Consider the following 21,449-nt stretch of genomic DNA (forward strand, 5'->3'; position numbering starts at 1 on the left):
TCGATGTCTTCGTGCACCAGAAGTCCGTCACAAGAGCTCAGCAGCACCGCCCGGGCGACCGAATACTTTCCGCGTGGCAAGAAAACGAGCGGACGACGGCTTCACGCTGGTCGAGGTCGTGGTCGCGCTCGGCATCATCTCGGTCGTCATGACCTCGCTGACCGTTTTCATGGTCAACTCGCGGCGCAGCGGGCACTACTCGTCCCAGCGCGACACCGCGGTCCAACTGGTGGTCGAAGGAATGGAGAAGGCCCGCGGCGTACGCGGGTCGGCCCTGCTCGGCGGCCGGCAGGCGTGCGACGGGTCGTGCCCGGCGGTGATCTCCCCCACCGTCACCGACCTGCTCGGCAGCGGGATCAGCCGCATCGACCGGACCAGCGCCGGCACGCTGACCGTGCCCGCACCCGGCGCACAGGCCGACGGCTCGACGGTCAGCGCGCCCACCGACCCCGAGGTGGTCCAGCTCGACGGCACCTCGTTCCGGCGCTACTACTACGTCGGCTCGTGCGGGCAGAACCGGGCGCTGACCAACACCACCGGCCTCGACTGCGCCGCGGCCACCGGCAGCGCCCAGCTGGCCCGGCTGGTCGTCGCGGTCGCCTGGACCGGCCGCGAATGCCCCACGCGGTGCGTCTACGCCGAGGCCGGGCTGTTCAGCGTCGCCGTCACCGACCCGTTCCTGGCCGGCTGACGCATGCGCGGTGACGACGACGGCTTCAGCCTGGTCGAGATCCTGGTCGTCATGGCCATCACCTCGGTGATCGGCGCGGTCTTCACCACCGCGGTGCTGCAGCTCTACCGGACCGCGGGCGCCGAGGACAACGACTACGCCACGCAGTCGCAGACCAGCCAGGCGCTGCTGCGGCTCGAGAAGCAGGTGCGCTACGCGTACTCGGTCGGCGCCCCGCACCTCGAGGGCACCACGCCGTACCTCGAATACCTGGTGATGACGCCGGTCACGCCGGCCTCGACCACCCTCGCGAAACGGTGCGTGCAGCTGCGCCTGTCCGGCTCCGCCCTGCAGACCCGCTCCTGGACCGCCGGGTCGGCGGGCACGGTCACCGGCTGGACCCAGCTGGCCGGGAACCTCACGGCGAGCACGACGCCGTTCGTGCGGACGGCGCCGACCACGGCGGTCGACCACCAGCTCCTGACCGTACGGCTGGCGGCCCGCTCGGGGACGTCGGTGCGGACCAGCGCGATGACGTTCACCGCGCTCAACACGTACGCCTCGACCGTCCTCGACAGCAACAACAACCCGATCCCGGCGTCCGCCGAGCCCTGCTACGCCACGAGCACGAGGACCTGACCATGATGCGGATCAGCCGGAACGAGCGCGGATCGCTGCCGCTGGCCATGCTGCTGACCCTGGTCGGGGTCGGCCTGACCGGTCTGATCGGCACCACCGTGATCGGCCAGGTCACGACCTCCCGCTACGACGGCGAGCGGGCGGCCGCGATGGACGCCGCGCAGAGCGGCATCGAGACCGCTCTGGCCCAGATGCGCGCCCTGCCGATCTATGCCGACGGCGACGCCCGCCGGACCGACCTGCCCTGCGCCACCACGAGTACCACCAGCCCGGACCTGACCATCGCCGGCCGGGTCAGCCCGGGCAGTCCCGCGGCCTACTCGGTGAACGTCTACTACGTGAGCCTGGCGCCGCCGTCCACCACCGACGCCGAGGCCTGGGCGAGGAGCAACCGCATCGGCTGCGTCGCCGGCATCCCGGCGACCGCTCCGATGTACGCCCTCCTGGCCGCGACCGGCACCTCGGGCGCCGAGAACCGGTCCGTCACCGCGACCTACCTGTTCCAGAGCCACACCAAGGCCAACGTCCCCGGCGGCACCATCAAGGTCTACAACAGCGACCAGTGCCTGACCGCGCCGCGCCTGCCGGCCGACCCGGTGCCGCTCACGGCCAGCACCCAGGTCGTCCTGGCGACCTGCTCGGCCACCGACCCGAAGCAGATCTTCACGTACAACCCGACGCTGCAGGTCGAGCTGAAGGCGACCGAGGGCAGCGTCGCCTTCCCGCACGGCGCCTGCCTGCAGGCGGTCAACACCGACCACTCGCCGGTCGTCTTCGCCGACTGCGACACCACGAAGCTCAACTACACCCAGGTGTGGAGCCTCAACAACCGGGACAACTTCGAGGGCACCCTGAACGGCACCGGCAACGACGGGAAGTGCGTCAACGTCGACTGGACCGCGGCCCCGCCCGCGCTGGTGATCAACAACGTGATCCAGGGCAACACCAACCGGGTCGCCAACACCGCCGGCGACGGCACCGACGGCACGCCGTGCAGCGGCACCTCGGGTGACTACACCAGGTACAAGACGTTCTTCCCGGACGCCAGCGCCGGAACCGGGGCGGCCGGACCGGTGACCCGGCAGCTGGTCAACTACGACGAGTTCGGCCGCTGCCTGGACGTGACCGGCAACAACGTCGGCTCGGCGTTCCTGGTCGTCTTCCCGTGCAAGCAGACGCCGGACCCGAACGGCATCCAGTGGAACCAGGTCTGGTATCTGCCCGGGGTGCCGGCCACCGACGCGGCGGGCAACCCCGGCACCTCGGGCACCGGCTGGCTCACCCTGACCGGCAGCGACAAGGTGACCAAGTATTGCCTCACCAGCCCGGGTTCCACGGCCGCCGGTCAATACGTCCGCGTCTACCAGTGCACGCCGACGGCCGGAGCCACCCCACCGGCCAACCAGAACTGGACCCGGCGGGTGTTCACCGGCGTCAACCAGACCTCGTACCGGATCGAGTCGACCTTCGGCACGAACGCGGGCAACCCGTACTGCCTGCTGCCCTCGCCGTCCGACTACTGGGACCAGTTCACCGCGATGAAGATCAGCAAGCTGGTGCTGGCCCCGTGCGACGGCAGCAACCTGCAGAAGTGGAACGCCTCGCCGAGCATCCTGACCTCGGTGGTCTCCGACTACCGCGAGAAATGAGCCGTGGCGACCGTCACGAAAGCTTGCTGCGCGAAACATCGGTGTGACCCGCGGAGTTCGCACGGACATGACGACAGTGGGATTCATCGGAAGCGGCAACATCGGTGGCGTCGTGGCGAAGCTGGCGGTCGACGCCGGCTACGACGTGGTGCTGAGCAACTCGCGCGGCCCGGAGACCCTGGCCGACCTGGTCGCCTCGCTGGGCTCGAAGGCGCGGGCGGCGACGGCGGCCGAGGCGGCCGAGGCCGGTGACATCGTGGTGGTGAGCGTGCCGTTCAAGGCGTTCCGCGACCTGCCGGTCGCCGAACTGGCGGGCAAGGTCGTGCTCGACACGAACAACTACTACCCGCAGCGCGACGGCACCTTCGCCGAGATCGACGAGGCCAAGCGCACCAGCGCCGAGCTGGAGCAGGAACAGCTGGCCGGCGCGCAGGTCGTCAAGGTCTTCAACAACGTCTACTTCAGGCACCTTCAGTCGCTGGCCCGCCCGTCCGGCAGCGCCGACCGGTCCGCCCTGCCGATCGCCGGCGACGACCCGGCGGCGCTGCTCGCGGCCACCGAGTTCCTCGACCGGATCGGCTACGACGCGTACGAGGCCGGGACCCTGGCCGACAGCTGGCGCTTCGAGCCCGGCACCCCGGTGTACGGCACGCCCTACGGCTCGTTCGAGGACCCGGCCGGCACCCCCGCGAACGTGGCCACGATCAGGGACGCGGTCGCGGCCGCGACCCGCTGACGGTCAGTCGGCGGCGAAGTCGCGGCGCAGCATCAGCGCCGCGACCGCCAGCGTGCCGGACGCCCACACCCCGAACACCTCGAGGCCGTACGGGTTGCCGCCCGCCGCGTCGAGGTAGGACGAGATCGGCAGCGGCCACCTCATCCCGCCGATCAGGGCCTCGACCAGCACGAACCACACGGCGAAGCCGTACAACAGCCACGACGGCCGGCGCACGACCGCCGCCGCGGCCCCGACAGACCGCCATCACCGGCACGACGGTGAGCGTGTGCCGGTAGACCGCGCCGTTGCCGTCCGGGACCAGCGCGGTGACGGCGGTGAACACCCAGGCGATGAGCACGGTGGTGACGACCTGGGCCAGCAGCACCTCGATCCGCTTCGGCCGGGCCAGATGGAGCAGCGCCGCGGTCCGGTGCTGGAAGTGCCGGGCGACCGTGAACACCGCGATGCCGAAGGCGCCGATTCCGGCGAACAGCGCCCAGCCGTACGCGTTCAGCACCCCGAACGCGGCCGCGAACGCTCCGAACAGGACGATCGTGATCCAGCCCGACCGGATCGTCATCGTCCGGTAGAGCTCGGCCCGGATCAGCGCGATCATCGGCTCACCGCCAGGTCGAGGAAGATCTGTTCGAGGTTCGGCGCGTCCGGGATCATCTCGTACACCGGCGCTCCCGCGGCGAAGGCGGCCTCGCCCGCCTCCTCGGCCGGCAACCCGTCGACCACCAGAAACCGGTCGTCGGCCGCCACCACCGCGCCGGCCGCCTCGAACGCCTGCCACAGCCGCCCGGGGTCGCGCCCCCGCACCCGCAGGCGCTGCCCCGTCCCGTACAGCTCGGCAAGCGGCGCCGCCAGGCGCATCCGGCCGTCCGAGACGATGACGACGTCGTCGATGAGCTGGGCGAGCTCGGCCAGGAGGTGGCTCGAGATGAGCACGGTGCCGCCGTCGTTCCGGGTCCGGTCTCGAGTAAGGTCGTCGGGTGCTTCTGGGCCGCCGCCGCGAGTGTGATCTGCTGGAACAGCTCCTCGAGGACGCTCGGGGCGGCACCAGCCGGGTCCTCGTGCTCCGCGGCGAGCCCGGGGCGGGCAAGACCGCGCTCCTCGACCACGCCTCGTCGGCCGCGACCGGTTTCCGGGTGCTGCGGGCGGCCGGCGTCGAACCCGAGAGCGACCTCGCCTACGCCGGACTCCAGCAGATCTGCGCTCCGCTGCTCGAGCACACCGGCCGTCTGCCCGCGCCGCAGCGGACCGCGGTCGAGGTGGCGTTCGGGCTGGCCGCCGGCGAACCGCCGGACGCCTTCCTGATCGGCCTCGGCCTGCTCGGCCTGCTCGGCGAGGCGGCCCGCGCGAAGCCGCTGCTGGTGCTGGCCGACGACCTGCAGTGGTTCGACCTGATGTCGCAGGTCGTCCTGCTCTTCGCGGCCCGCCGCCTGGGCCGCGAGTCGGTCGCGCTGCTGATGGCCGCCCGCCCCGGCGACGAACTCCCCGGCCTGCCCGAACTGCTGGTCGGCGGCTTGCCCGACGGCGACGCCCGGGCGTTGCTGGCCACCGTTCTCACCGTGCCGGTCGACGACCGGGTGCGCGACCGGATCGTGGCCGAGACCCGCGGCAACCCGCTCGCCCTGCTCGAGCTCCCGCGCGGCCTCGACGCGGCCGAGCTCTCCTTCGGCCTGGGCGTGCCGCCGTCCGACGCCCCGGTCGGCAACCGCGTCGCCGCCGCCTTCCGGCGCCGCATCGACGAACTCCCGGCGGACACCCGCACGCTGCTGGCGGCCGCCGCGGTCGAGCCGACCGGCGACCCCACCGTGCTCTGGCAGGCCCTCGCCCGCCTGCCGGTCGCCGCCTCAGCGGCGGCGCCGGCCGAGGCGGCCGGGCTGATGGACATCGGCTCCCGGGTCCGGTTCCGGCATCCTCTCGTACGCTCGGAAGCCTGGCGTGCCGTCCCCCGGCCCCGCCTCCGCGAGATTCACCGGGCCCTGGCCGAGGTCACCGACCCGCTCGCGGCCGCCGACCGCCGGGCCTGGCACCGGGCGCACGCCGCCGCCGGGCCCGACGAGGCGGTGGCGGCCGAACTGGAGCAGGCCGCGACGGCGGCGATGGCCCGCGGCGGGCGGGCCGCGGCGGCGGTCTTCCTGGAACGGGCGATGGAGCTGAGCCCCGAACCGGCCCGGCACGCGGCGCGCGCCCTGGCGGCCGCCGAGGCCCGCGCCGCGGCCGGCCAGCTCGCCGCGGTCCCGCCGCTGCTCGACGCGGCCGAACTGGGGCCGCTGGACGCCCTGGCCCGCGCCTCGCTGGCCCGGCTGCGCGCCCGCCTGGCCCCGACCGCGGCCGCCGCGGTCCTCCAGCTGATCTCGTCGGCCCGCGAACTGGCCCCGCTCGACCCGGCCGCGGCCGTCCAGGCCGCCCTGGACGCCGTGACGGCCGGCCTTCAGGCGGGCCGCCGGGGCGGCGACGAACTCCGCGCGGCCTGCGAGGCGGCCCGCCGGCTGGGGTCGCTGCACCCCGCGGCCGGCGGCCGCGGCAAGGCCGGCGACGCGCTGCTCGACGCGCGCGGCGGCAAAACCGGCGACACGCTACTCGATGCGGTCGCGGCACGCGGCGGCGAAACCGGCGACACGCTACTCGATGCGTTCTCGGCACGCGGGGGCAAAGCCGGCGACGGGCTGCTCGATGCGTTCGTGGCGCGCGTGATCGACGGGCGGGCGGCGTTCGGAGAGGTGCTGGGCGGGCTGACGCCGGGGCAGGCGCTGCAACGGCTGCCGCTCGCGGTGGCGGCCGCGCTGGACGCGGGCGACGACGAAGCCTGGCACCGCATCACCGGAACGGCGCTGGCCCACGCCCGGGAGACCGGGGCGGTCGGGCTGCTGCCGGCCGCGCTCGCCCACCGGGCGGTCGCGCTGCTGGTGGCCGGGGAGACGGCGGAGGCCTCCGCGCTGGCCGAGGCCGCGGGCAGCGCGGGCGGCCCGCCCGGCGCCGGCCTGCTGCTGGCCGCCGCCCGGGGGCACGAGATCGACGCGACGGCCCTGCTCGACGCCGCGGTCAAGGAGGGCGACGCGACGGGAAGCGGCCGGTTGCTCGGGCTCACCGCGTACGCGAAAGCGCTCCTCGACAACGGCCTGGGCCGATATCCGTCGGCGGCCGACGCGGCCCGCATGGCCGCGGCGCACGACGACGTGGGTCTGTTGCCGGCGATGCTGAGCGAGCTGATCGAGGCGAGCGCGCGGGGTGGCCTGCCGTGTGCGGCCGAGGTGGCACGGCTGACCGCGTGGGCGCGGGCGGCCGGGACGCCGTGGGCCCTCGGGCGTGCGGCGCTCGCGGCCGCCGTGACCGGCCGCGGGAAGCCGGCCGAGAACTCCTACCGGGAGGCGGTGGACCGGCTCGGGACCGGACGGCTCGGCCTGCCGCTGGCCCGGGCCCGGCTGCTGTACGGGGAATGGCTGCGCCGCGAGAACCGCCGGGCCGAGGCCCGTGCCGTGCTGCGGGCGGCCCACGAGGCGCTGGACGCGATGGGCGCCGACGGCTTCGCCCAGCGGGCCCGGCGCGAACTGGCGGCGACCGGCGAGACCGTGCGCCGCCGCACCGACCCGGCCCGGTGGAACCTGACCGCCCAGGAGGAGCAGATCGCCCGCCTGGCCGCCGCCGGCCACACCAACCCCGAGATCGGCGCCGAGCTGTTCCTCAGCCCGCGCACGGTCGAGTGGCACCTGCGCAAGGTGTTCGGCAAGTTGGGCGTCACGAGCCGGCGCGAGCTCCGGGCGACCGTCCGCGACAGCTGAACACCCGGCCTGCAACTCGGCTGCCCTCAACCCGGGCCGGTGCGATGCCGACTCGGAGGAAGCATCCTGCTTCCAGCCCAGAGGGAACCGATGACCACCGACACCGCACTGCCGCCACCCGCGGCGACCCAGGACCGGACCGACCCGCCCGCGCCGACCACCGGCGACTCCGGGAAGTGGCTGTCGCTGATCGTTCTGGCGATGGCCCAGCTGATGGTCGTGCTCGACGCGACGATCGTGAACATCGCGCTGCCCACGGCGCAGCGCGACCTCGGCTTCTCCGACTCCGGCCGGCAGTGGGTGGTCACCGGCTACGCCCTGGCGTTCGGCTCGCTGCTGCTGCTCGGCGGCCGGCTCTCCGACTTCGTCGGTCGCAAGCGGATGTTCCTGATCGGCCTCATCGGCTTCGCGGTGGCGTCGGCGCTGGGCGGGTTCGCGCCCAACCTGGAACTGCTGATCGTCGCCCGCGCGCTGCAGGGCGCGTTCGGCGCGGCGCTGGCCCCGGCCGCGCTGTCGCTGCTGTCGACCACGTTCACGACGCCGAAGGACCGGGCCAAGGCGTTCGGCGTCTTCGGCGCCATCTCGGGCGCCGGCGGCGCGGTCGGCCTGCTGCTCGGCGGGGTGCTGACCGAGTACGCCTCGTGGCGCTGGTGCCTCTACGTCAACCTGATCATCGCCGCGGTTGCCGTGGCCGGTGCGCTGACCCGCCTCAAGGACGACCCGATCACCACGCGGGCCAAGATCGACGTGCCCGGCGTCATCACCGCGGTCGGCGGCCTGGTCGGCCTGGTGTACGGCCTGGGCAAGGTCGAGACCGACGGCTGGCACTCGGCCGCCGCGCTGGTCCCGATGATTCTCGGCGCGGTTGTGCTGGTCGTCTTCGTGCTGATCGAGACGCGTGTCGCCAACCCGCTGCTGCCCCTGCGCGTGGTGCTCGACCGCAACCGCGGCGGCGCCTACCTCGCGATCGGCATCGCCGGCGCCGGCATGTTCGGCATCTTCCTGTTCCTGACCTACTTCCTGGTCAACGTCCTGCACTTCACCCCGGTCCGGACCGGCGTCGGCTTCCTGCCGCTGCTCGCCGGCATCATGCTGTCGGCCACCACGGCCGGCTCGATCCTGGTGCCGCGGGTCGGCCCGCGCCCGCTGGTCCCGGTCGGCGCGCTGGTCGCGGCCGGCGGCATGGCCTACCTGACCCGGCTCGACCTGCACTCCACGTACGCCGGCGGCGTCCTGCCCGGCCTGGTCGTCATCGGCCTGGGCCTCGGCCTGGTCTTCGCCCCGGTGCAGAACGCCGCCACCAGCGGCGTCGAACACCGCGACGCGGGCGTCGCCTCGGCAATGATCAACACGGTCCAGCAGATCGGCGGCTCGATCGGCACGGCGCTGCTCAGCTCGTTCGCGGCCACCGCCGGCGAGCACTACGCCAGGAACCACGCCCCGACCCCGGCGCTGGCCGCCGAGGCGGCGCTGCACAGTTACCACACGGTCTTCTGGTGGTCGGTCGGCTTCTTCCTGCTGGCCTCGCTCATCGGCGCGGTCGTCTTCCGCAGCGGCCCGCTCGCGGCCGACCCGGACGCCCCGAAGGCCATGGCCCACTGACGGCGTGACCGACAGGTCCCCGGCCCCTCGCCCGAGGAGCCGGGGACCTTTTGCTGTTCCCGGCGGCCGGATCGGCCTACGCCCGGGAGCCGGGCGACTTGCGCAGCCACAGGTAGACGCCGCCGAAGCCGCATGCCACTCCCCCGACGACGACGGCCGCTTCGACGACGCCGGGGATGTCGTCCAGGAACGGGAACGCACGCGAGGCGGCCAGCGTGAGGAAAGCGATGAGAAACAGGACAACGGCCACCACGCGCTGCGGCTTCGCCCGGTACTTCGTGCCCGGACTGCACGGTGACCACTGGGTGTGCGAAAACTGGAGCGCCTCCACGATGCGCTGGGTGCCGCCCGACTCTCAGCTCGGTCCGGAACTGTGCCGGGACCTCGGCGTCACGTTCGACCCGGCCGCCGTGCCGCGGGACCAGTTCGTCGTGGCCGGCGACGCCTGGAAACGATGCCGCGACGGCGATCTCGCCGGACCGGCTCGCACTGTACGCGGACCAACAATTCAGCGTGCCGGCAATTTCATCCGGCACAAAAATGAAGAGGTCTATTGATTCAGGAATGGTGCAACGCTTCATGGACGCGGTCACGGAGGTGGTTGGCCGCCGGGACCGGAATGGAGCCGTTCAGGTCGCGCAGCACCACCCGCAGCAGGACGTTGACCTCACCCGGCCGGATGCCCAGCCGGGCGCGGGCCGCGCCGGGCAGATCGGCGGGAGCGGTCGTCGACCGGACCGCCACCTCCTCGACCAGGTGCGCGTCCGGGCCCAGGCACGAGCGGACCCGGTCGCCCATCTCCTCGGGGGTCATCCCGGCGCGGACGGCCACCGACACGTCGCGGCGGGCCGGCGGGTGCGACGAGACCGGGCGGTAGGGCGACAGGTCGAGCATCTGGCCGGCCACCCTCGGGTCCGACGAGCGGAGCAGGCGGATGTCCGGAATTCCCTTGCGGAGCATCACGAGGCGGTCCAGGCCGAGACCCATGGCCAGGCCGCAGACGTACGCGGGGAGCCCGGCCCCCGACAGCACCGGGCGGGCGGCCCGCCCGCACTCGCCGATCTCGACCCAGCGTCCTTGGGCGCAGGCCTCGATCTCGACGCCGTCGGACGTGTAGGGATGCGACGCCGGGTTGGCCCGCCACGCGACGCCGGGCAGCGCGGCCCCGACGACGGTGGCGATCCAGGCCGACAGGTCTTCCGGAACCGGCGACAGCAGCCACAGGTCCAGCTGGTGCGGCGTGCCGGTGTGGAGCCGATCGATGACGTCGCGGCGGTACACCAAACCCGGGCAGGCGATCAGCGCCGAGTCCCGGCCCGCGGCGGCCAGCCGGCGCAGCACCGGCGGGATCAACGCGGAGGTCTGCGAGCGGAGCATCCGGTCCGGGGAGACGTAACGGGTGTAGCGGGCGTCGCGGGTGCGGGCGTCCGCGGTGTAGCCCAGACGGTCGTAGTTGTCGGCCACGTCGACTATCCGGTCGCCGCGGTCCAGCACCAGGTCGGCGGGCCAGCGGGCCGACACCGCGCCGAGGATCCGCGCGGTCATCTCCTGCAGGGCGTGCCCACCCGCGTACGGGTCGGTCAGGTCACGAAGCGTGAGGTCCATGGTTTAGTGCTCCCGTCCGGAAGAGAAAGAGCCGGCTCCGGACGGGAAAACAAAAACGGCCGCCCGAAGGCGGCCATGACAAAGCGGCCCCCTACGAAGAGCCGGCAAAGGTGACAGCGAGGCGCGTCATGGCATCCAGCTTGTCACGGCATGAGGCGAACCGGTATCCGGTTAATGCCCGCCGCATTTCCCGGGGCCGGGGGCGGCCATCGGTCCTAGTAGCCTGTCGCGGGTGCCCCCGAGGAACCGCATGGCCTGGCTCGACGCTCTCCGGGGCATCGCGGCTCTGCTGGTGGTCTATGCCCATCTGAGCCACTACCTGCTGCGGTCGGTGCGCGCCGTCTCGGCCGAGTGGCTGCACGCCGGGCCGGCCGGGGTGATGCTGTTCTTCCTGGTCAGCGGCTACATCATTCCGGCTTCGCTGGAGCGGCACGGGAGTCTGCGGCGGTTCTGGGCCGGGCGGTTCCGGCGGTTGTTCCCGCTCTACACGGTGGTCGCGCTGCTGGTGGTCGCGCTCGGGGTGACCGGGGTGGTGCCGCTCGACCCGATCGTCGTCGCGCACCCGGGGACGGCGGCGGTCGCGCACGCGACGATGCTGCCCTTCCTGCTGGGCCAGCCGCTGGTCACCCCGGTGTTCTGGACGCTGAGCTTCGAGATGGTGTTCTACCTGCTGGTGGGGGCGCTGTTCGCCGTGCGGCTGCATCGCGGGAGCGGCATCGCCGCGGTCGTTCTCGCGGTGGCCGCCGTGGTGACCGCTCCGCTGACCCCGCACCTGCTCGGCTCTTCACCCTGGCTCGCGGCCGTGCTGCTGACGGCCGGACTGGCCGCCGTCACTTCGGGCCGGCGACTGGCGGTGGTGCCGGGTGCGGTGCTGCTCGGCGCCCTGGCGCTGACCCTCGTCGTCGCCGGCCAGGACCCGGCCCACGTCTGGGACGGCCTTCTCATCCTGGCCGTGATGTTCACCGGCACCACCGTCTACCGGGCCGACCACGGGCAGGCCGGCTGGTGGCAGGCCGGTCTCGCGGGCGCCGTGGTCGGCGCGGCGCTTCTGATCAACTGGTTCGCGGAGCTTTCCTCCCTCGACGCGCTGACCCTGCGTTACTGCCTCCGGTCGGTGATCACGCTGACCGTCTTCGCGGGCACGTTCGCGCTGGCCATGGCGCTGCGGCACGGCCGGATCCCACGCCCGCTCGCCGGGCTCGGGAGGATCAGCTACTCGCTCTACCTGCTGCACTACACGCTCATCCTGGTGCTCGCGCCGGTGCTGACCTGGCTCGGCGTGCACCTGCACGGGGTGGCCGAACTGCCGGCGGTCGCGGCGTTCCTCGCGCTGCTGGTCACGCTGTCGTGGCTCACCCACCGGTACATCGAACTGCCGTTCTCCACCCGCTTCACCACCCAGGGTTGGTACCGCGGAAGGGCCGTCGAGCCGACTCTCGAGACATGACCTCGAGCACCCTGACCGACCTCGTCCTCGGCCTCGCCCTGATCGTCTACATCTCATCCCGGCAACTTCGATGGCGCCCGGTCGACCCGGCCCGGATGCTCAAGCTGCCGCTGATCCTGGGTGCCGCCGGCGTCGTACTGATGGCCCGCCAGACCACCACGGTCAAGCCGGTCGACATCGTCATCCTGGGCCTGTCCGCGCTGCTCGCGGTGGTCTCGGGGGCCATGATGGGCGCGATCACCCGGTTCCGGCGGTCGGCCGCCGACCCCCGCGTGACCGAGAGCCGCACCGGCTGGCTCGGCGTCGCGATCTTTTTCGGCCTCATCGTCATCCGGGTCGGGCTCGACGTGGCCGGCCACCGGATGGGCTCCGACCTGGCCGTCTCGACCGGCGTCATCCTGCTCGTCCTCGGCGTCAACCGGCTGACCGCGGCGCTGGTCGTCTCGGCGCGCCGGCACCGCCACCCGCTTGCCATGGCCGGAAAATAGGTTCGTGTTCCTCTTCCCGGCGCGCCGCCTGTGGTCGATCCCGCTCAACCTGCTCGGGATCGTCCTGGTCGGGCTCGACTTCACCAGGCGTTCCCTGGACGCCGCGTCCGGGCCGGTGGTGGTTGCGGCCTGGGGCGCGTGGGCGCTCTGGCTGATCACCATCGCGTTGCCCGAGCCCTGGGTCCGCGCCCGCGCGGTCTGCTACCTCGGTATGGTCGCCGGCGGCTCCCTGGCCGGCCCGGGCACGGACGTCGTCGGCTTCGTGCCCACCGTTTCCGGCCTGCTGTTTCTCTTCGGCACCCCGGCCGTCCCGATCGCGGTCGCCGCCTCGGCCGGGCTCGGGTCGGCGGCGCTGATCTGGCTCTCCGCCGTGCTGTGGCCGGCCGCGGGCGGCGCCCTCGGCGGTGTGACGGCGCTGCTGGTGATCTGCTCGCTGGGCGGTTTGAGCCGCCGCTCCTACCGGGTCTCCGAGGCGCAGAACCGGGCTCTGCTGGAGGAACGGGTCACGGTGGAGCAGGAGCGGGCCCAGGTGGCGGCGCTGACCGAGCGGTCGCGCATCGCCCGCGATCTGCACGACGTGCTGGCACACTCGCTGGGTGGCCTGGTCATCCAGTTGGAGGTGGTCGACGCGTTGCTCGAGTCGGGCCGGGCCGGCGAGGCACGCTCCCGGGTGCAGGCGGCGCGGGCCCTGGCGGTGTCCGGCTTCGACGAGGCGAAACGCGCGGTCTCCGCGCTGCGGGAGCCGTCCCAGCCTCTCTCGGCGATCGTCGGTGGTCTCGCCGACACGCATCGCTCGCTCAACGGGCAGGTCGCCGTGCGCGGAGATGCCGACCGCGGCGTTCTCGGCCTCGCCGGACAGGACGCCGTCCGCCGGGCGGTGCAGGAACTGCTCACCAACGCCCGCCGCCACGCGCCGGACGCGCCCACGACCCTCGATCTGGACTGGGACGACAACATGCTGACGATCACGGCGTCGACGCCGCCGGGCCGTCCGCCGGACGGCAGGCCGCCGGGCGGCGGCCACGGTCTGACGGGCATGCGGGAACGGGTCACGGAGGCGGGAGGCACGATGACCGTACGCCCGGGGCCGCCCTTCGAAATCATCCTGCGGTTGCCCGGGGAGCCCGCCGCATGATCCGGGTGGTGGTGGCCGACGACCAGGCGACCGTACGGGACGGCCTGGTCACCCTGCTCGACCTGACCGAGGGCGTGACCGTCGTCGGAGCGGCGGCCGACGGGCTCGAGGCGGTCTCGCTGACGGCTTCGCTGCAACCGGACGTGGTCCTGATGGATCTGCGCATGCCTCGCCTCGACGGGGCCGGCGCGACCGCCCGGATCATGGCGTCGTCGCCCGGCACGGCGGTCCTGGTGCTGACCACCTACGCCGACGACGAGTCGCTGGCCGGGGCGCTGCGGGCGGGCGCCCGCGGCTACCTGACCAAGGACGCCGGGCGGGCCGAACTCGCGGCCGCGGTGCGGTCGGTCGCGTCCGGGCAGGCGACGTTCGCGGCCGAGATCGCGGACCGGCTCGTGCGGGGGTTCACCGCCGCGGCGCCCCGGCCCGGACTGCGCGAGCGTTTCCCGGCCCTGACCGCGCGGGAGGCCGACGTGCTGGAGGCGATCACCCTCGGGCACAACAACGCGCAGATCGCGGCCGACCTGTTCCTGAGCGTCGCGACCGTGAAGAGCTACGTGAACGCGATCTTCGCCAAGCTGGGCGCCCGCGACCGGGCCCACGCGGCGGCGATCGCGGCGGGCCGGTCCTAGCTGGTCCTGACGGTGCCGCCGGACTGCCAGGTGCTCCATGAGAGGTTCCAGTCGCCGTAGCCGTCCCAGCTCGGCATGGTCGGGCCGCCGGTGTTGGTGTAGACGGCGACGTCGCCGATGTGGGCGAAGCCGAAGTACTGCTGGGCGTCCTTCACGGTGAGGTTGGTGCAGCCGTGCGAGGTACTGCGCTGCCCGATGTTGCCGCCGTTCCAGCTGGCCGAGTGGATGAACTCGCCCGAGTTGGTGACCCGCACCGACCACGGCACCTTCTCGTCGTAGCCGGGGCCGGTCATGCGCTGGACCTTGTCCTTCTCCATGACGACCTTGGTGCCGCTGAAGGTGGGGGTGCTCGCCTTGCCGAGCGACACCGGGTAGCTGAAGACCTGCTTGCCGTCCGAGGTGACGGTCATCCTCTCCTTCTTGCCGTCGATCCGGCTGATGTTGGCGGCTCCGGTCGACATGTCGAGCGTGAGGCTGTTGTCGAACACCATGCCCTGGCCCGCGGGCTGGTCCTTCGCCGCCAGATCCATGTGGATTCTGGCGTGGGCCGGCCAGTAGGCCTGGGTGCGGTAGTGGGCCTCGAGCGGATAGCCCTTGTAGATGGCCGACCGCTGGAAGTACCACGCGCCCTGGGCGGGCGCCCCGTTGACGGTCACGGTCGTCGCGGCGGCGAACGCCTTGCCGTCGGTGGCCTTGCCACCCACGTACGCGATGATCGGCATGCCGATGCCCCAGGTCGAGCCGTCACCCTCGAGAAGCCGCAGGTGCACGCGCTTGGCGGCCGGCGTGGCCTTCGTCGTCGGCGCGACGGACGGGGCCGACGAGGCGCCGGAAGCCGCCGGCGCGCCGTGCCAGGTCGGGTCGTCCGAGGAATGACTGCAGGCGGCCGCGAGACCGAGCGTCAGCGTGAGCACGGCCGCGGTTCGCCAGGAACGAGAACTCCTCATGATTTCGACCATGCTACGTCCGAGAGGCAACCGCCAGACCGGCGGCCGTGCGCTCGCGTCGCCCGGCCCCCTGTTTCCACCCGAAACCCCACCCGTAGGTGGAACCGGATGTCTGCGGCCTGCCCGAACATCGACGGCGGCGTCGCGGACGAGCCGCGGCGCAGAATCGGAATGGGGTTGCCGTGGCCGCGCTACTTGCACGGATCGGGGGGTTCTGCGCCCGGCGCCGGTGGACGGTGCTGGGGGTGTGGGTGCTGGTGCTGGTCGCCGCGGTCGGGCCGGCGGCCCGGTTCGCGAAGCCGCTCGACACCGAGCTGACCGTCTCCGGACTGCAGTCGACCCACACGCTGGACGAGGTACACCGGCTCTTCGGAGGCGGTGACGACGACGCCGGGAAGGTGGTCTTCGCGGCTCCACCGGGGCAGACGCTCGCGAGCTACCAGCCGGCGGTCGCGGCCCTGGGCGGGGCCCTGCGGGCCAGGCCGACGCTGTCCGAGGGCGGACGGATCGGCTACTTCACCGCCTCGTCGGCGCCCGGCCAGGCCGTCGGCCGGGCGCGCGCGGCGGGCCTGGAGGTCGAGGAGTCGTCGGAACTGACCGCGCCGCCTGCCGGAAGCAGCTCGCCGGCGATCGGTCTGCTGATCGGGTTCGTCGTCCTGCTGATCACCTTCGGCTCGCTCAGCGCCGCCGGGCTGCCGCTGCTCACCGCCGCGCTCGGGCTCGGCGTCTCGCTGGAAGCGCTGCACGCGCTGACCGCGGTCACGCCGGTCAACTCGGTCGCACCGACCCTCGCGATCCTGCTCGGGCTCGCGGTCGGGATCGACTACGCGCTCTTCCTCATCGACCGGCATCGGCGCCAGCTCAGAGCCGATCACGACCTCGGCGTACGGGAATCGATCGCCCTCGCCACCGGGACCGCCGGCACGGCGGTGTTCTTCGCCGCCCTGACCGTGATCATCGCGCTGGCCGGCCTGGCGGTGGCGCGGGTCGGGTTCCTCACCCAGATGGGCCTGGCCGCGGCCGGGGCGGTGTTCGTCGCGATGCTGATGGCGTTGACGCTCACACCGGCGCTGCTGAGCTTCGTCGGTCGGCGCGCGGCCGGGCGCAGCTTCTTCCCGGGCATGTCGGTGGCGCCGCGCTGGGCCGGGCTCGTCATCCGGCACCGGATCGCCGCGATCGCGTTGTCGGTGCTGGTGCTCGGCGTGCTCGCGGTGCCGGTGTTCGGCATGCGGCTGGGGCTGCCCGACGACGGTTCCGACCCCGCCTCGGCCACCGACCGCAAGGCGTACGACCTGGTGGCCGAGGGTTTCGGGCCGGGCGCCAACGGCCCGCTGCTGGTGCTGACCGGAAACCCGGACCCGGCCCGGATCGCCACGCTGCCCGACGTCGCCCGGGTGATTCCCGGTGGAGTCCGGGGCGGACAGGCACTCTTCACGGTCGTACCGGAAAGCGGCCCGGAGTCGGCAGCGACCGCGACGCTGGTCGCCCGGCTGAGGGACGACAGGTCTTTCCTGGTGACCGGGCAGACGGCGGTGGCGATCGACATCTCGGCCCATCTGCGGCAGGCGCTGCCGCTCTACCTCGGGCTGGTCGCCGGGTTCGCGTTCCTGCTGCTGATGGTCGTGTTCCGGTCGCTGCTGATCCCGCTCAAGGCGGTGCTCAGCTTCCTGCTCAGCCTGGGCGCGGCGCTCGGCTGCACGGTCGTGATGTTCCAGTGGGGCTGGTTCGGGCTCGCCGACCCGCCCGGGCCGCTGCTCAGCTTCCTGCCGACGATCGTGATCGGCGTGCTGTTCGGGCTCTCCATGGACTACGAGATGTTCCTGGTCTCCGGCATGCACGAGGAGTACCGGCGGGGCTCGGCGGCGCCGGTCGCGGACGGCTTCGCCCGCGGCGCCAAGGTCGTCACCGCGGCCGGGCTCATCATGATCGGCGTCTTCGGCGGCGGTGTCGCGGGCGGCGATCCGGTGGTGCGGCCGATCGCGTTCGCGCTGGCGGTCGGCGTGCTGGTCGATGCGTTCGTGGTGCGGCTGGTGCTGGTGCCGGCGGTGATCTCGCTGTCCGGGCGGGCCGCGTGGTGGCTGCCCGGCTGGCTCGGCCGGGCGATCCCGGCGGTGGACGTCGAGGGATCGTCCCTGGAACCCGAGGCCGAGCCGGTCCTAGTCGGCTGACTGCCGGAGCGCGGCGGCCTGCCGGTCGTAGGCCGCCCGCTCGGCCGGCGACATCCGCTCGCGCTCGCGCAGCGCCGCCGCGTACGCCGACATCAACGCCTCGCCGTGCCACGACCAGGTGACGGCCTGGCGAAGGTTCGCCTGTCCGGAAAGGACGGTGCGGGCCATCGAACCGAGCGGATCCTGCGGACCCCGCATGGTGGCCAGATGGTTCAGCAGCCCGGCGGCCAGCGGGTCGTCGGTGGTCATGCCGCATACCGGTAGGGCTGGACAGCGCCCAGATCGGGCATGTCGACGTCGGCGTGAACCGAGCCGATAGCCGCGCTCAGCGCCTCGACGGTGTCCCCGGCGATGCTGTAACAGCGGGCGATCTCCTGATAGAGCTGGTAGGCCTGGGTCGCGTAGTAGGCGGCGATCCCGTAACCGGCGACCGCCCCGATCCCCGTCTCGACCAGCGCGGTGCCGACCGCCGACGCCAGATTCACCATGATCAGCGCGTCGAGCAGATCGGAGATCAGGTCGCCGGCCACGTCGCGCAGGTTCGCGGCGGCGTCGGCGGCCTCCCCGTAGAGCCGGGCAAACTCCTGGCAGGCCCCGTCGAGCTCCTCGGTAGCGGTGCCGAGCGACGTCTGGAACCGCCGCTCCGCGTCGGCCGCACTCCCCCGCCACACGGCGTCGGCCCGGCCCACCCCGGCGAGCAGGTTACGGCCGATCTCGTACGCGCCCGCACCGGCCCGCGACATCGCGGCGCCACTGTGGACGTAGGCCGCCCAGTCGCCGCCCAGATCCCGCGCCCACTCGTCGAACGGGTCATAGCCGAACAGGCTCACCGACACCTGCCGCAGCCACGACGCCGGGCTGATGAGGTCGGTCAGCGGGTTGATCGACCACATCTCGGCGGTGCCGACGACGCCCGGGTCAGTCAGATGACTGCCCGGATCGGCCACATCGGCGAAGTCTTCCGGCGCCGGCTTTTCCGGGTACGCCGGTGCGAGCCGCCAGGCAGCGGCGAGGTCGGCCGCCGCGTAGTCCTGAGCGGCCAGCGCGACCTGGCCCGCCGCCCCGGCCGACAGATCCTGCACGCGGGCCAGCGCGGCGGTCACGGACTGATACGCGTGCTCGTGCGGGCCGACCAGCTTCATCAGCAGGCCCTCGGCCCGCCAGTCGAGGCCACACTGCCGCTTGGTGTAGTCGAGCACGTCGAACGCGTCGTCGGACGCCCGCGACAGCAGCCGGCTGAGCCCGCTCAGCCCGGCGGCGTCCACGGAAAACTCGCTCATCGCGCCCGCCCGTCTGCTCGGCAACATGGACAAAGCCCACACGTCGGCCACCCACCGGACGGTTCAGCGCCCCCTCAGCGGGATCGAGGTGCTGCGGCGCGCCTTCGTCATCGCGCAGGCGGCTGCTCATCGACTCGCGGACGGAACGCACCTGCTGCCAGCCAGGGCGGTCATGATCGCCGAGGTCGAGACGACCGTCCACGAGAGGGCCGGCTCGTAAGACCACCGGGCGGCCGGGCTTGCCGCGGCGGGCCGGGTGCGGCCGGGCGCGGCGGGGCCGGGCGCGGCCAGGCGGGAAGACGGCCAGACCAGGCGGGGCGGGGCCGGGCAAGGCGCGGCCAGGCGGGACGAGACCAGGCGCGGGCCGGGTGCGGCCGGGCGGGGCGCGGGCCGGGTGCGGGTGGGTGCGGGTGGGTGCGGGTGGGTGCGGGTGGGTGGTGGGTGGGGCTTACTGCGTACGGGGAAGGCGGCGGCCTCGTTGGAGGCCGCCGCCGGGTGGGTCAGCTTGCGGTGCAGGTCAGGGAGGGGGCTGAGGAACCGCCGTCGGCCAGGAAGCCGAAGGTGGTTGTGGCGCCGGGCGCCAAGGCGCCGTTGTAGCCGGCGTTGGCGAAGGTTGCGGTGGAGCCGGAGGTCGTCAGGGTGGCATTCCACGAGTTGGTGATCTTTTCGCCGGAGGCCAAGGTCCAGCTCACGGTCCAGGTCGAGATGGCGGACGAGCCTGCGGTCACGGTCACCTCGGCCTGATAGCCGCTCGACCAGCTGCCCGTGGTCGCCAGGGACGCGGAGCAGGAGCGGCCGGTTGCGGGCGGGGTGGTCGGAGCCGTCGTGGTCGTGGTGCCGCCTACCGCTACGTCCGAGTCCGGGAAGTGGGCGTACGCCGGGTTGACGTCGGTAGACGTCCTTCTCGCCGGGCTGCAACGCGAACGAGATCTGGCCGTCGGCCGCGGTGGTGACGGGGCCGTAGCGGCTGACGCCGTTCTTCACCGCGACGAAACCGTAGCTCCAGCCGGACCCGGCCGCGCCGTTGACGTGGCCCTTGAAGTGCAGTTTGACCAGGGCGCCGTCGGAGGACGGGACCAGCCTGATCTTGTTGTAGCCGTAGTCGGACGGGGCCAGGTCGTCGGGGATGGCGTAGTGGTTGCCGACCTGGTCGACGGGGACGCCGTTGTACGCGTTGATGAAGCCGCCGCCGTGCAGGTTGCGGATGAACGGCATGAAGTGCGAGGCGTTGCTGTAGTCGTATGTGACCTGGTGCTGGGCGTACTCCCCCAGCTGGGTGTTGAGCTGGTCCTGGGTGAGACCGGCCAGGCGGCGGTAGACCTCGAGCGGGTGTTCGCCGGGCTTGGCGTCGTCCCAGATGCGGTTGAACATCGGCAGGCCGCCGTGCTTGTCGACGATGTACTGCACGAGCATCCAGGCGCCGTAGTGGTGCCGGCTCGACGAGTAGGCGAGGTTCTCGGTGCGCAGGAAGCGGGTCAGGTCGCCGGCGCCGCCGTCCGGGTAGACCTGCATCGCCATGTACTCGGCGCTGGTCTCCCAGAACGTGCCGGCCGACGGGTCGGTGAGCCCGACGCCGGCGCGGCCGAGGAACGTGAAGTTCTGGAAGGCGTGCCCCAGTTCGTGGGCGAGGCCCCAGGAGCCGGGCTGGGCGGCGCCCGGCGCGACGTTGATGACGCCGACCTTGTTGTCGGCCGAGCCGCCGGTGGCCCACGCGTTGAGGCCGGTGTTGTTCCAGGTGGTGGTCACGATGACGTCGATCTTGTATTGCGCCGTCACCCCGGTCTCCGGGGTGAACTTCATCGTGCCGACGTAGAAGGCATAGAGCTGTTCGAGCTGCTGCAGGATGTTGTCGGGGTCGAAGTTGCAGGGCGACGGGGCCGACTTCGGGTCGGTGCCGGACTTCTCGCCCCACAGCAGGATGAAGTCGGGCGACTCCTTGGTCCGGTTCTGCGCCCACGGGGACACCCACGCCCGGCCCGGCTGGGCCGCGTGGTCGAGGGCAATCTTTCTGCAGCGTGAAGGCCTAAGTCAAGTGACACTTATCGATGTCTGGAACACGCCGTCCAGGGCCAGGTCGATCGAGCGACGCGCGGCAGCGACATCGGACGCGCTTCCCAGCACGCCTTCGACCATGCTGAACAGCAACGCCAGGTCGCTGGGCACCAGGTCGCCCCGCACGCGGCCGTCCCGCTGGGCCCGGCGCAGCGGCTCGGTCAGCGCCGACAGGACGCGCTGCTCGAACCGGCGGCGGGCCCGCGAATCCATCCGGCGGACCAGGAACACCAGCGGCCGCATCGTGATCTGCGTGCGCAGCAGTTCCGCGAGGACCCGCCGGAAGGTGCCCGGGTCGTCGCGCCCCGCCTCGATCAGCAGCTCGAGCCGCTCGATCTGGTAGCCGATCACGGCCGCGGTCAGCGCGTCCCGGTCCGGGAAGTGCCGGTACAGGGTGGCCTGCCCGACCCCGGCCCGGCGGGCGATCTCCGACATGCCGACGGCCGTACGCGGGGTGGTCATCGCCTCGCTGGCCGCCGCCACGATCGCCGAGCGGTTGCGCTGGGCGTCCCGGCGGCGCGGGGTCTGAGTTCCGTACAGCACGGCCACCACGCTCCTCGAAGCAGGTACGTTACTGGCTGGTAACGATAATGTCATCAAGTTCAATTTCTCGGTACCGATTCCTA

General features: G+C 72.5%; 22 protein-coding genes and 1 pseudogene. 13 read left to right on the top strand and 10 right to left on the bottom strand.

Annotated elements, in window-relative coordinates:
* The first annotated feature begins 73 nt into the window (after positions 1-73).
* The 4 genes from ACIA5C_RS09225 (at position 74) to ACIA5C_RS09240 (ending at position 3,694) form a co-directional block, all read left to right on the top strand.
* The gene (locus tag ACIA5C_RS09225) at positions 74-691 is read left to right on the top strand and encodes a prepilin-type N-terminal cleavage/methylation domain-containing protein (protein WP_396052808.1); all 618 of its coding nucleotides are present in this window, start codon (positions 74-76) and stop codon (positions 689-691) included.
* Between the two features lie 3 nt (positions 692-694).
* Entirely contained in the window at positions 695-1,309 is a 615-nt protein-coding gene (locus tag ACIA5C_RS09230) for a type II secretion system protein J (RefSeq protein WP_396052809.1), read from the top strand.
* A gap of 2 nt (positions 1,310-1,311) precedes the next feature.
* Positions 1,312-2,958 (top strand): RICIN domain-containing protein, encoded by a 1,647-nt coding sequence (locus ACIA5C_RS09235; RefSeq protein WP_396052810.1) that lies wholly within the window; start codon positions 1,312-1,314, stop codon positions 2,956-2,958.
* A 67-nt stretch (positions 2,959-3,025) separates the two neighbouring features.
* On the top strand, positions 3,026-3,694 hold the full coding sequence (locus ACIA5C_RS09240) for an NADPH-dependent F420 reductase (RefSeq protein ID WP_396052811.1): 669 nt from the start codon (positions 3,026-3,028) through the stop codon (positions 3,692-3,694).
* Between the two features lie 3 nt (positions 3,695-3,697).
* Here the strand turns inward: ACIA5C_RS09240 and ACIA5C_RS09245 are convergent, their stop codons facing one another.
* Positions 3,698-3,910 (bottom strand): hypothetical protein, encoded by a 213-nt coding sequence (locus ACIA5C_RS09245; RefSeq protein ID WP_396052812.1) that lies wholly within the window; start codon positions 3,908-3,910, stop codon positions 3,698-3,700.
* 71 nt (positions 3,911-3,981) lie between these two features.
* Here ACIA5C_RS09245 and ACIA5C_RS09250 point away from each other — a divergent pair, with 71 nt between their 5' ends.
* Positions 3,982-4,266, top strand: coding sequence for a hypothetical protein (locus ACIA5C_RS09250; RefSeq protein WP_396052813.1), 285 nt, complete (start codon positions 3,982-3,984; stop codon positions 4,264-4,266).
* Between the two features lie 22 nt (positions 4,267-4,288).
* Here ACIA5C_RS09250 and ACIA5C_RS09255 read toward each other — a convergent pair whose 3' ends face one another.
* On the bottom strand, positions 4,289-4,627 hold the full coding sequence (locus ACIA5C_RS09255; RefSeq protein WP_396052814.1) for a hypothetical protein: 339 nt from the start codon (positions 4,625-4,627) through the stop codon (positions 4,289-4,291).
* 44 nt (positions 4,628-4,671) lie between these two features.
* On the opposite strand from ACIA5C_RS09255, the gene ACIA5C_RS09260 reads away from it, so the two are divergent.
* Together ACIA5C_RS09260 and ACIA5C_RS09265 are read left to right on the top strand one after the other, a co-directional pair.
* Complete coding sequence (locus tag ACIA5C_RS09260) at positions 4,672-7,467, top strand: AAA family ATPase (RefSeq protein ID WP_396052815.1); 2,796 nt, start codon at positions 4,672-4,674, stop codon at positions 7,465-7,467.
* A gap of 90 nt (positions 7,468-7,557) precedes the next feature.
* Positions 7,558-9,069 carry an MFS transporter gene (locus ACIA5C_RS09265; RefSeq protein ID WP_396052816.1) on the top strand — a complete coding sequence of 504 codons (1,512 nt, stop codon included), beginning with the start codon at positions 7,558-7,560 and terminating at the stop codon, positions 9,067-9,069.
* A 76-nt stretch (positions 9,070-9,145) separates the two neighbouring features.
* Here the strand turns inward: ACIA5C_RS09265 and ACIA5C_RS09270 are convergent, their stop codons facing one another.
* Complete coding sequence (locus tag ACIA5C_RS09270) at positions 9,146-9,322, bottom strand: hypothetical protein (RefSeq protein WP_396052817.1); 177 nt, start codon at positions 9,320-9,322, stop codon at positions 9,146-9,148.
* Between ACIA5C_RS09270 and ACIA5C_RS09275 the strand changes: the two genes are divergently transcribed.
* On the top strand, positions 9,297-9,626 hold the full coding sequence (locus ACIA5C_RS09275; RefSeq protein ID WP_396052818.1) for a hypothetical protein: 330 nt from the start codon (positions 9,297-9,299) through the stop codon (positions 9,624-9,626). The two genes, ACIA5C_RS09270 and ACIA5C_RS09275, sit on opposite strands and share 26 nt — an antisense overlap.
* Position 9,627: 1 nt before the next feature.
* Here ACIA5C_RS09275 and ACIA5C_RS09280 read toward each other — a convergent pair whose 3' ends face one another.
* The gene (locus tag ACIA5C_RS09280) at positions 9,628-10,674 is read right to left on the bottom strand and encodes a hypothetical protein (protein WP_396052819.1); all 1,047 of its coding nucleotides are present in this window, start codon (positions 10,672-10,674) and stop codon (positions 9,628-9,630) included.
* A 232-nt stretch (positions 10,675-10,906) separates the two neighbouring features.
* Here ACIA5C_RS09280 and ACIA5C_RS09285 point away from each other — a divergent pair, with 232 nt between their 5' ends.
* Genes ACIA5C_RS09285 through ACIA5C_RS09300 form a run of 4 tightly spaced genes read left to right on the top strand, consistent with a single transcriptional unit; the run spans position 10,907 to position 14,376 of the window.
* Positions 10,907-12,121, top strand: coding sequence for an acyltransferase family protein (locus ACIA5C_RS09285; RefSeq protein WP_396052820.1), 1,215 nt, complete (start codon positions 10,907-10,909; stop codon positions 12,119-12,121).
* A complete protein-coding gene (locus ACIA5C_RS09290) occupies positions 12,118-12,609 on the top strand; it encodes a hypothetical protein (RefSeq protein WP_396052821.1) in 492 nt (163 codons plus the stop codon). Before ACIA5C_RS09285 ends, ACIA5C_RS09290 begins: the two co-directional genes overlap by 4 nt.
* 4 nt (positions 12,610-12,613) lie before the next feature.
* Positions 12,614-13,744, top strand: coding sequence for a sensor histidine kinase (locus ACIA5C_RS09295; protein WP_396052822.1), 1,131 nt, complete (start codon positions 12,614-12,616; stop codon positions 13,742-13,744).
* Positions 13,741-14,376, top strand: a complete 636-nt coding sequence (locus ACIA5C_RS09300; protein ID WP_396052823.1) for a response regulator — start codon at positions 13,741-13,743, stop codon at positions 14,374-14,376. Before ACIA5C_RS09295 ends, ACIA5C_RS09300 begins: the two co-directional genes overlap by 4 nt.
* Here the strand turns inward: ACIA5C_RS09300 and ACIA5C_RS09305 are convergent.
* Positions 14,373-15,323 carry a L,D-transpeptidase gene (locus ACIA5C_RS09305; protein ID WP_396052824.1) on the bottom strand — a complete coding sequence of 317 codons (951 nt, stop codon included), beginning with the start codon at positions 15,321-15,323 and terminating at the stop codon, positions 14,373-14,375. The two genes, ACIA5C_RS09300 and ACIA5C_RS09305, sit on opposite strands and share 4 nt — an antisense overlap.
* Positions 15,324-15,505: 182 nt before the next feature.
* Between ACIA5C_RS09305 and ACIA5C_RS09310 the strand changes: the two genes are divergently transcribed.
* Positions 15,506-17,491, top strand: a complete 1,986-nt coding sequence (locus ACIA5C_RS09310) for an MMPL family transporter (protein ID WP_396052825.1) — start codon at positions 15,506-15,508, stop codon at positions 17,489-17,491.
* Here ACIA5C_RS09310 and ACIA5C_RS09315 read toward each other — a convergent pair.
* The 5 genes and pseudogenes from ACIA5C_RS09315 to ACIA5C_RS09335 all read right to left on the bottom strand — a co-directional run bounded on the left by ACIA5C_RS09315 (position 17,480) and on the right by ACIA5C_RS09335 (position 21,366).
* Positions 17,480-17,740, bottom strand: coding sequence for a hypothetical protein (locus ACIA5C_RS09315; protein WP_396052826.1), 261 nt, complete (start codon positions 17,738-17,740; stop codon positions 17,480-17,482). The genes ACIA5C_RS09310 and ACIA5C_RS09315 overlap by 12 nt on opposite strands.
* The gene (locus tag ACIA5C_RS09320) at positions 17,737-18,771 is read right to left on the bottom strand and encodes a hypothetical protein (protein WP_396052827.1); all 1,035 of its coding nucleotides are present in this window, start codon (positions 18,769-18,771) and stop codon (positions 17,737-17,739) included. Before ACIA5C_RS09320 ends, ACIA5C_RS09315 begins: the two co-directional genes overlap by 4 nt.
* Positions 18,772-19,271: 500 nt before the next feature.
* Positions 19,272-19,505, bottom strand: a complete 234-nt coding sequence (locus ACIA5C_RS09325; RefSeq protein WP_396053098.1) for a cellulose binding domain-containing protein — start codon at positions 19,503-19,505, stop codon at positions 19,272-19,274.
* Between the two features lie 169 nt (positions 19,506-19,674).
* Positions 19,675-20,736: pseudogene (locus ACIA5C_RS09330) on the bottom strand (DUF6055 domain-containing protein); the annotation flags it as partial.
* 63 nt (positions 20,737-20,799) lie between these two features.
* On the bottom strand, positions 20,800-21,366 hold the full coding sequence (locus ACIA5C_RS09335; protein ID WP_396052828.1) for a TetR/AcrR family transcriptional regulator: 567 nt from the start codon (positions 21,364-21,366) through the stop codon (positions 20,800-20,802).
* Positions 21,367-21,449: the final 83 nt, after the last annotated feature.

Origin of the sequence: Actinoplanes sp. NPDC051343 (genome assembly GCF_044455125.1) — a bacterium.
GTDB lineage: Bacteria > Actinomycetota > Actinomycetes > Mycobacteriales > Micromonosporaceae > Actinoplanes.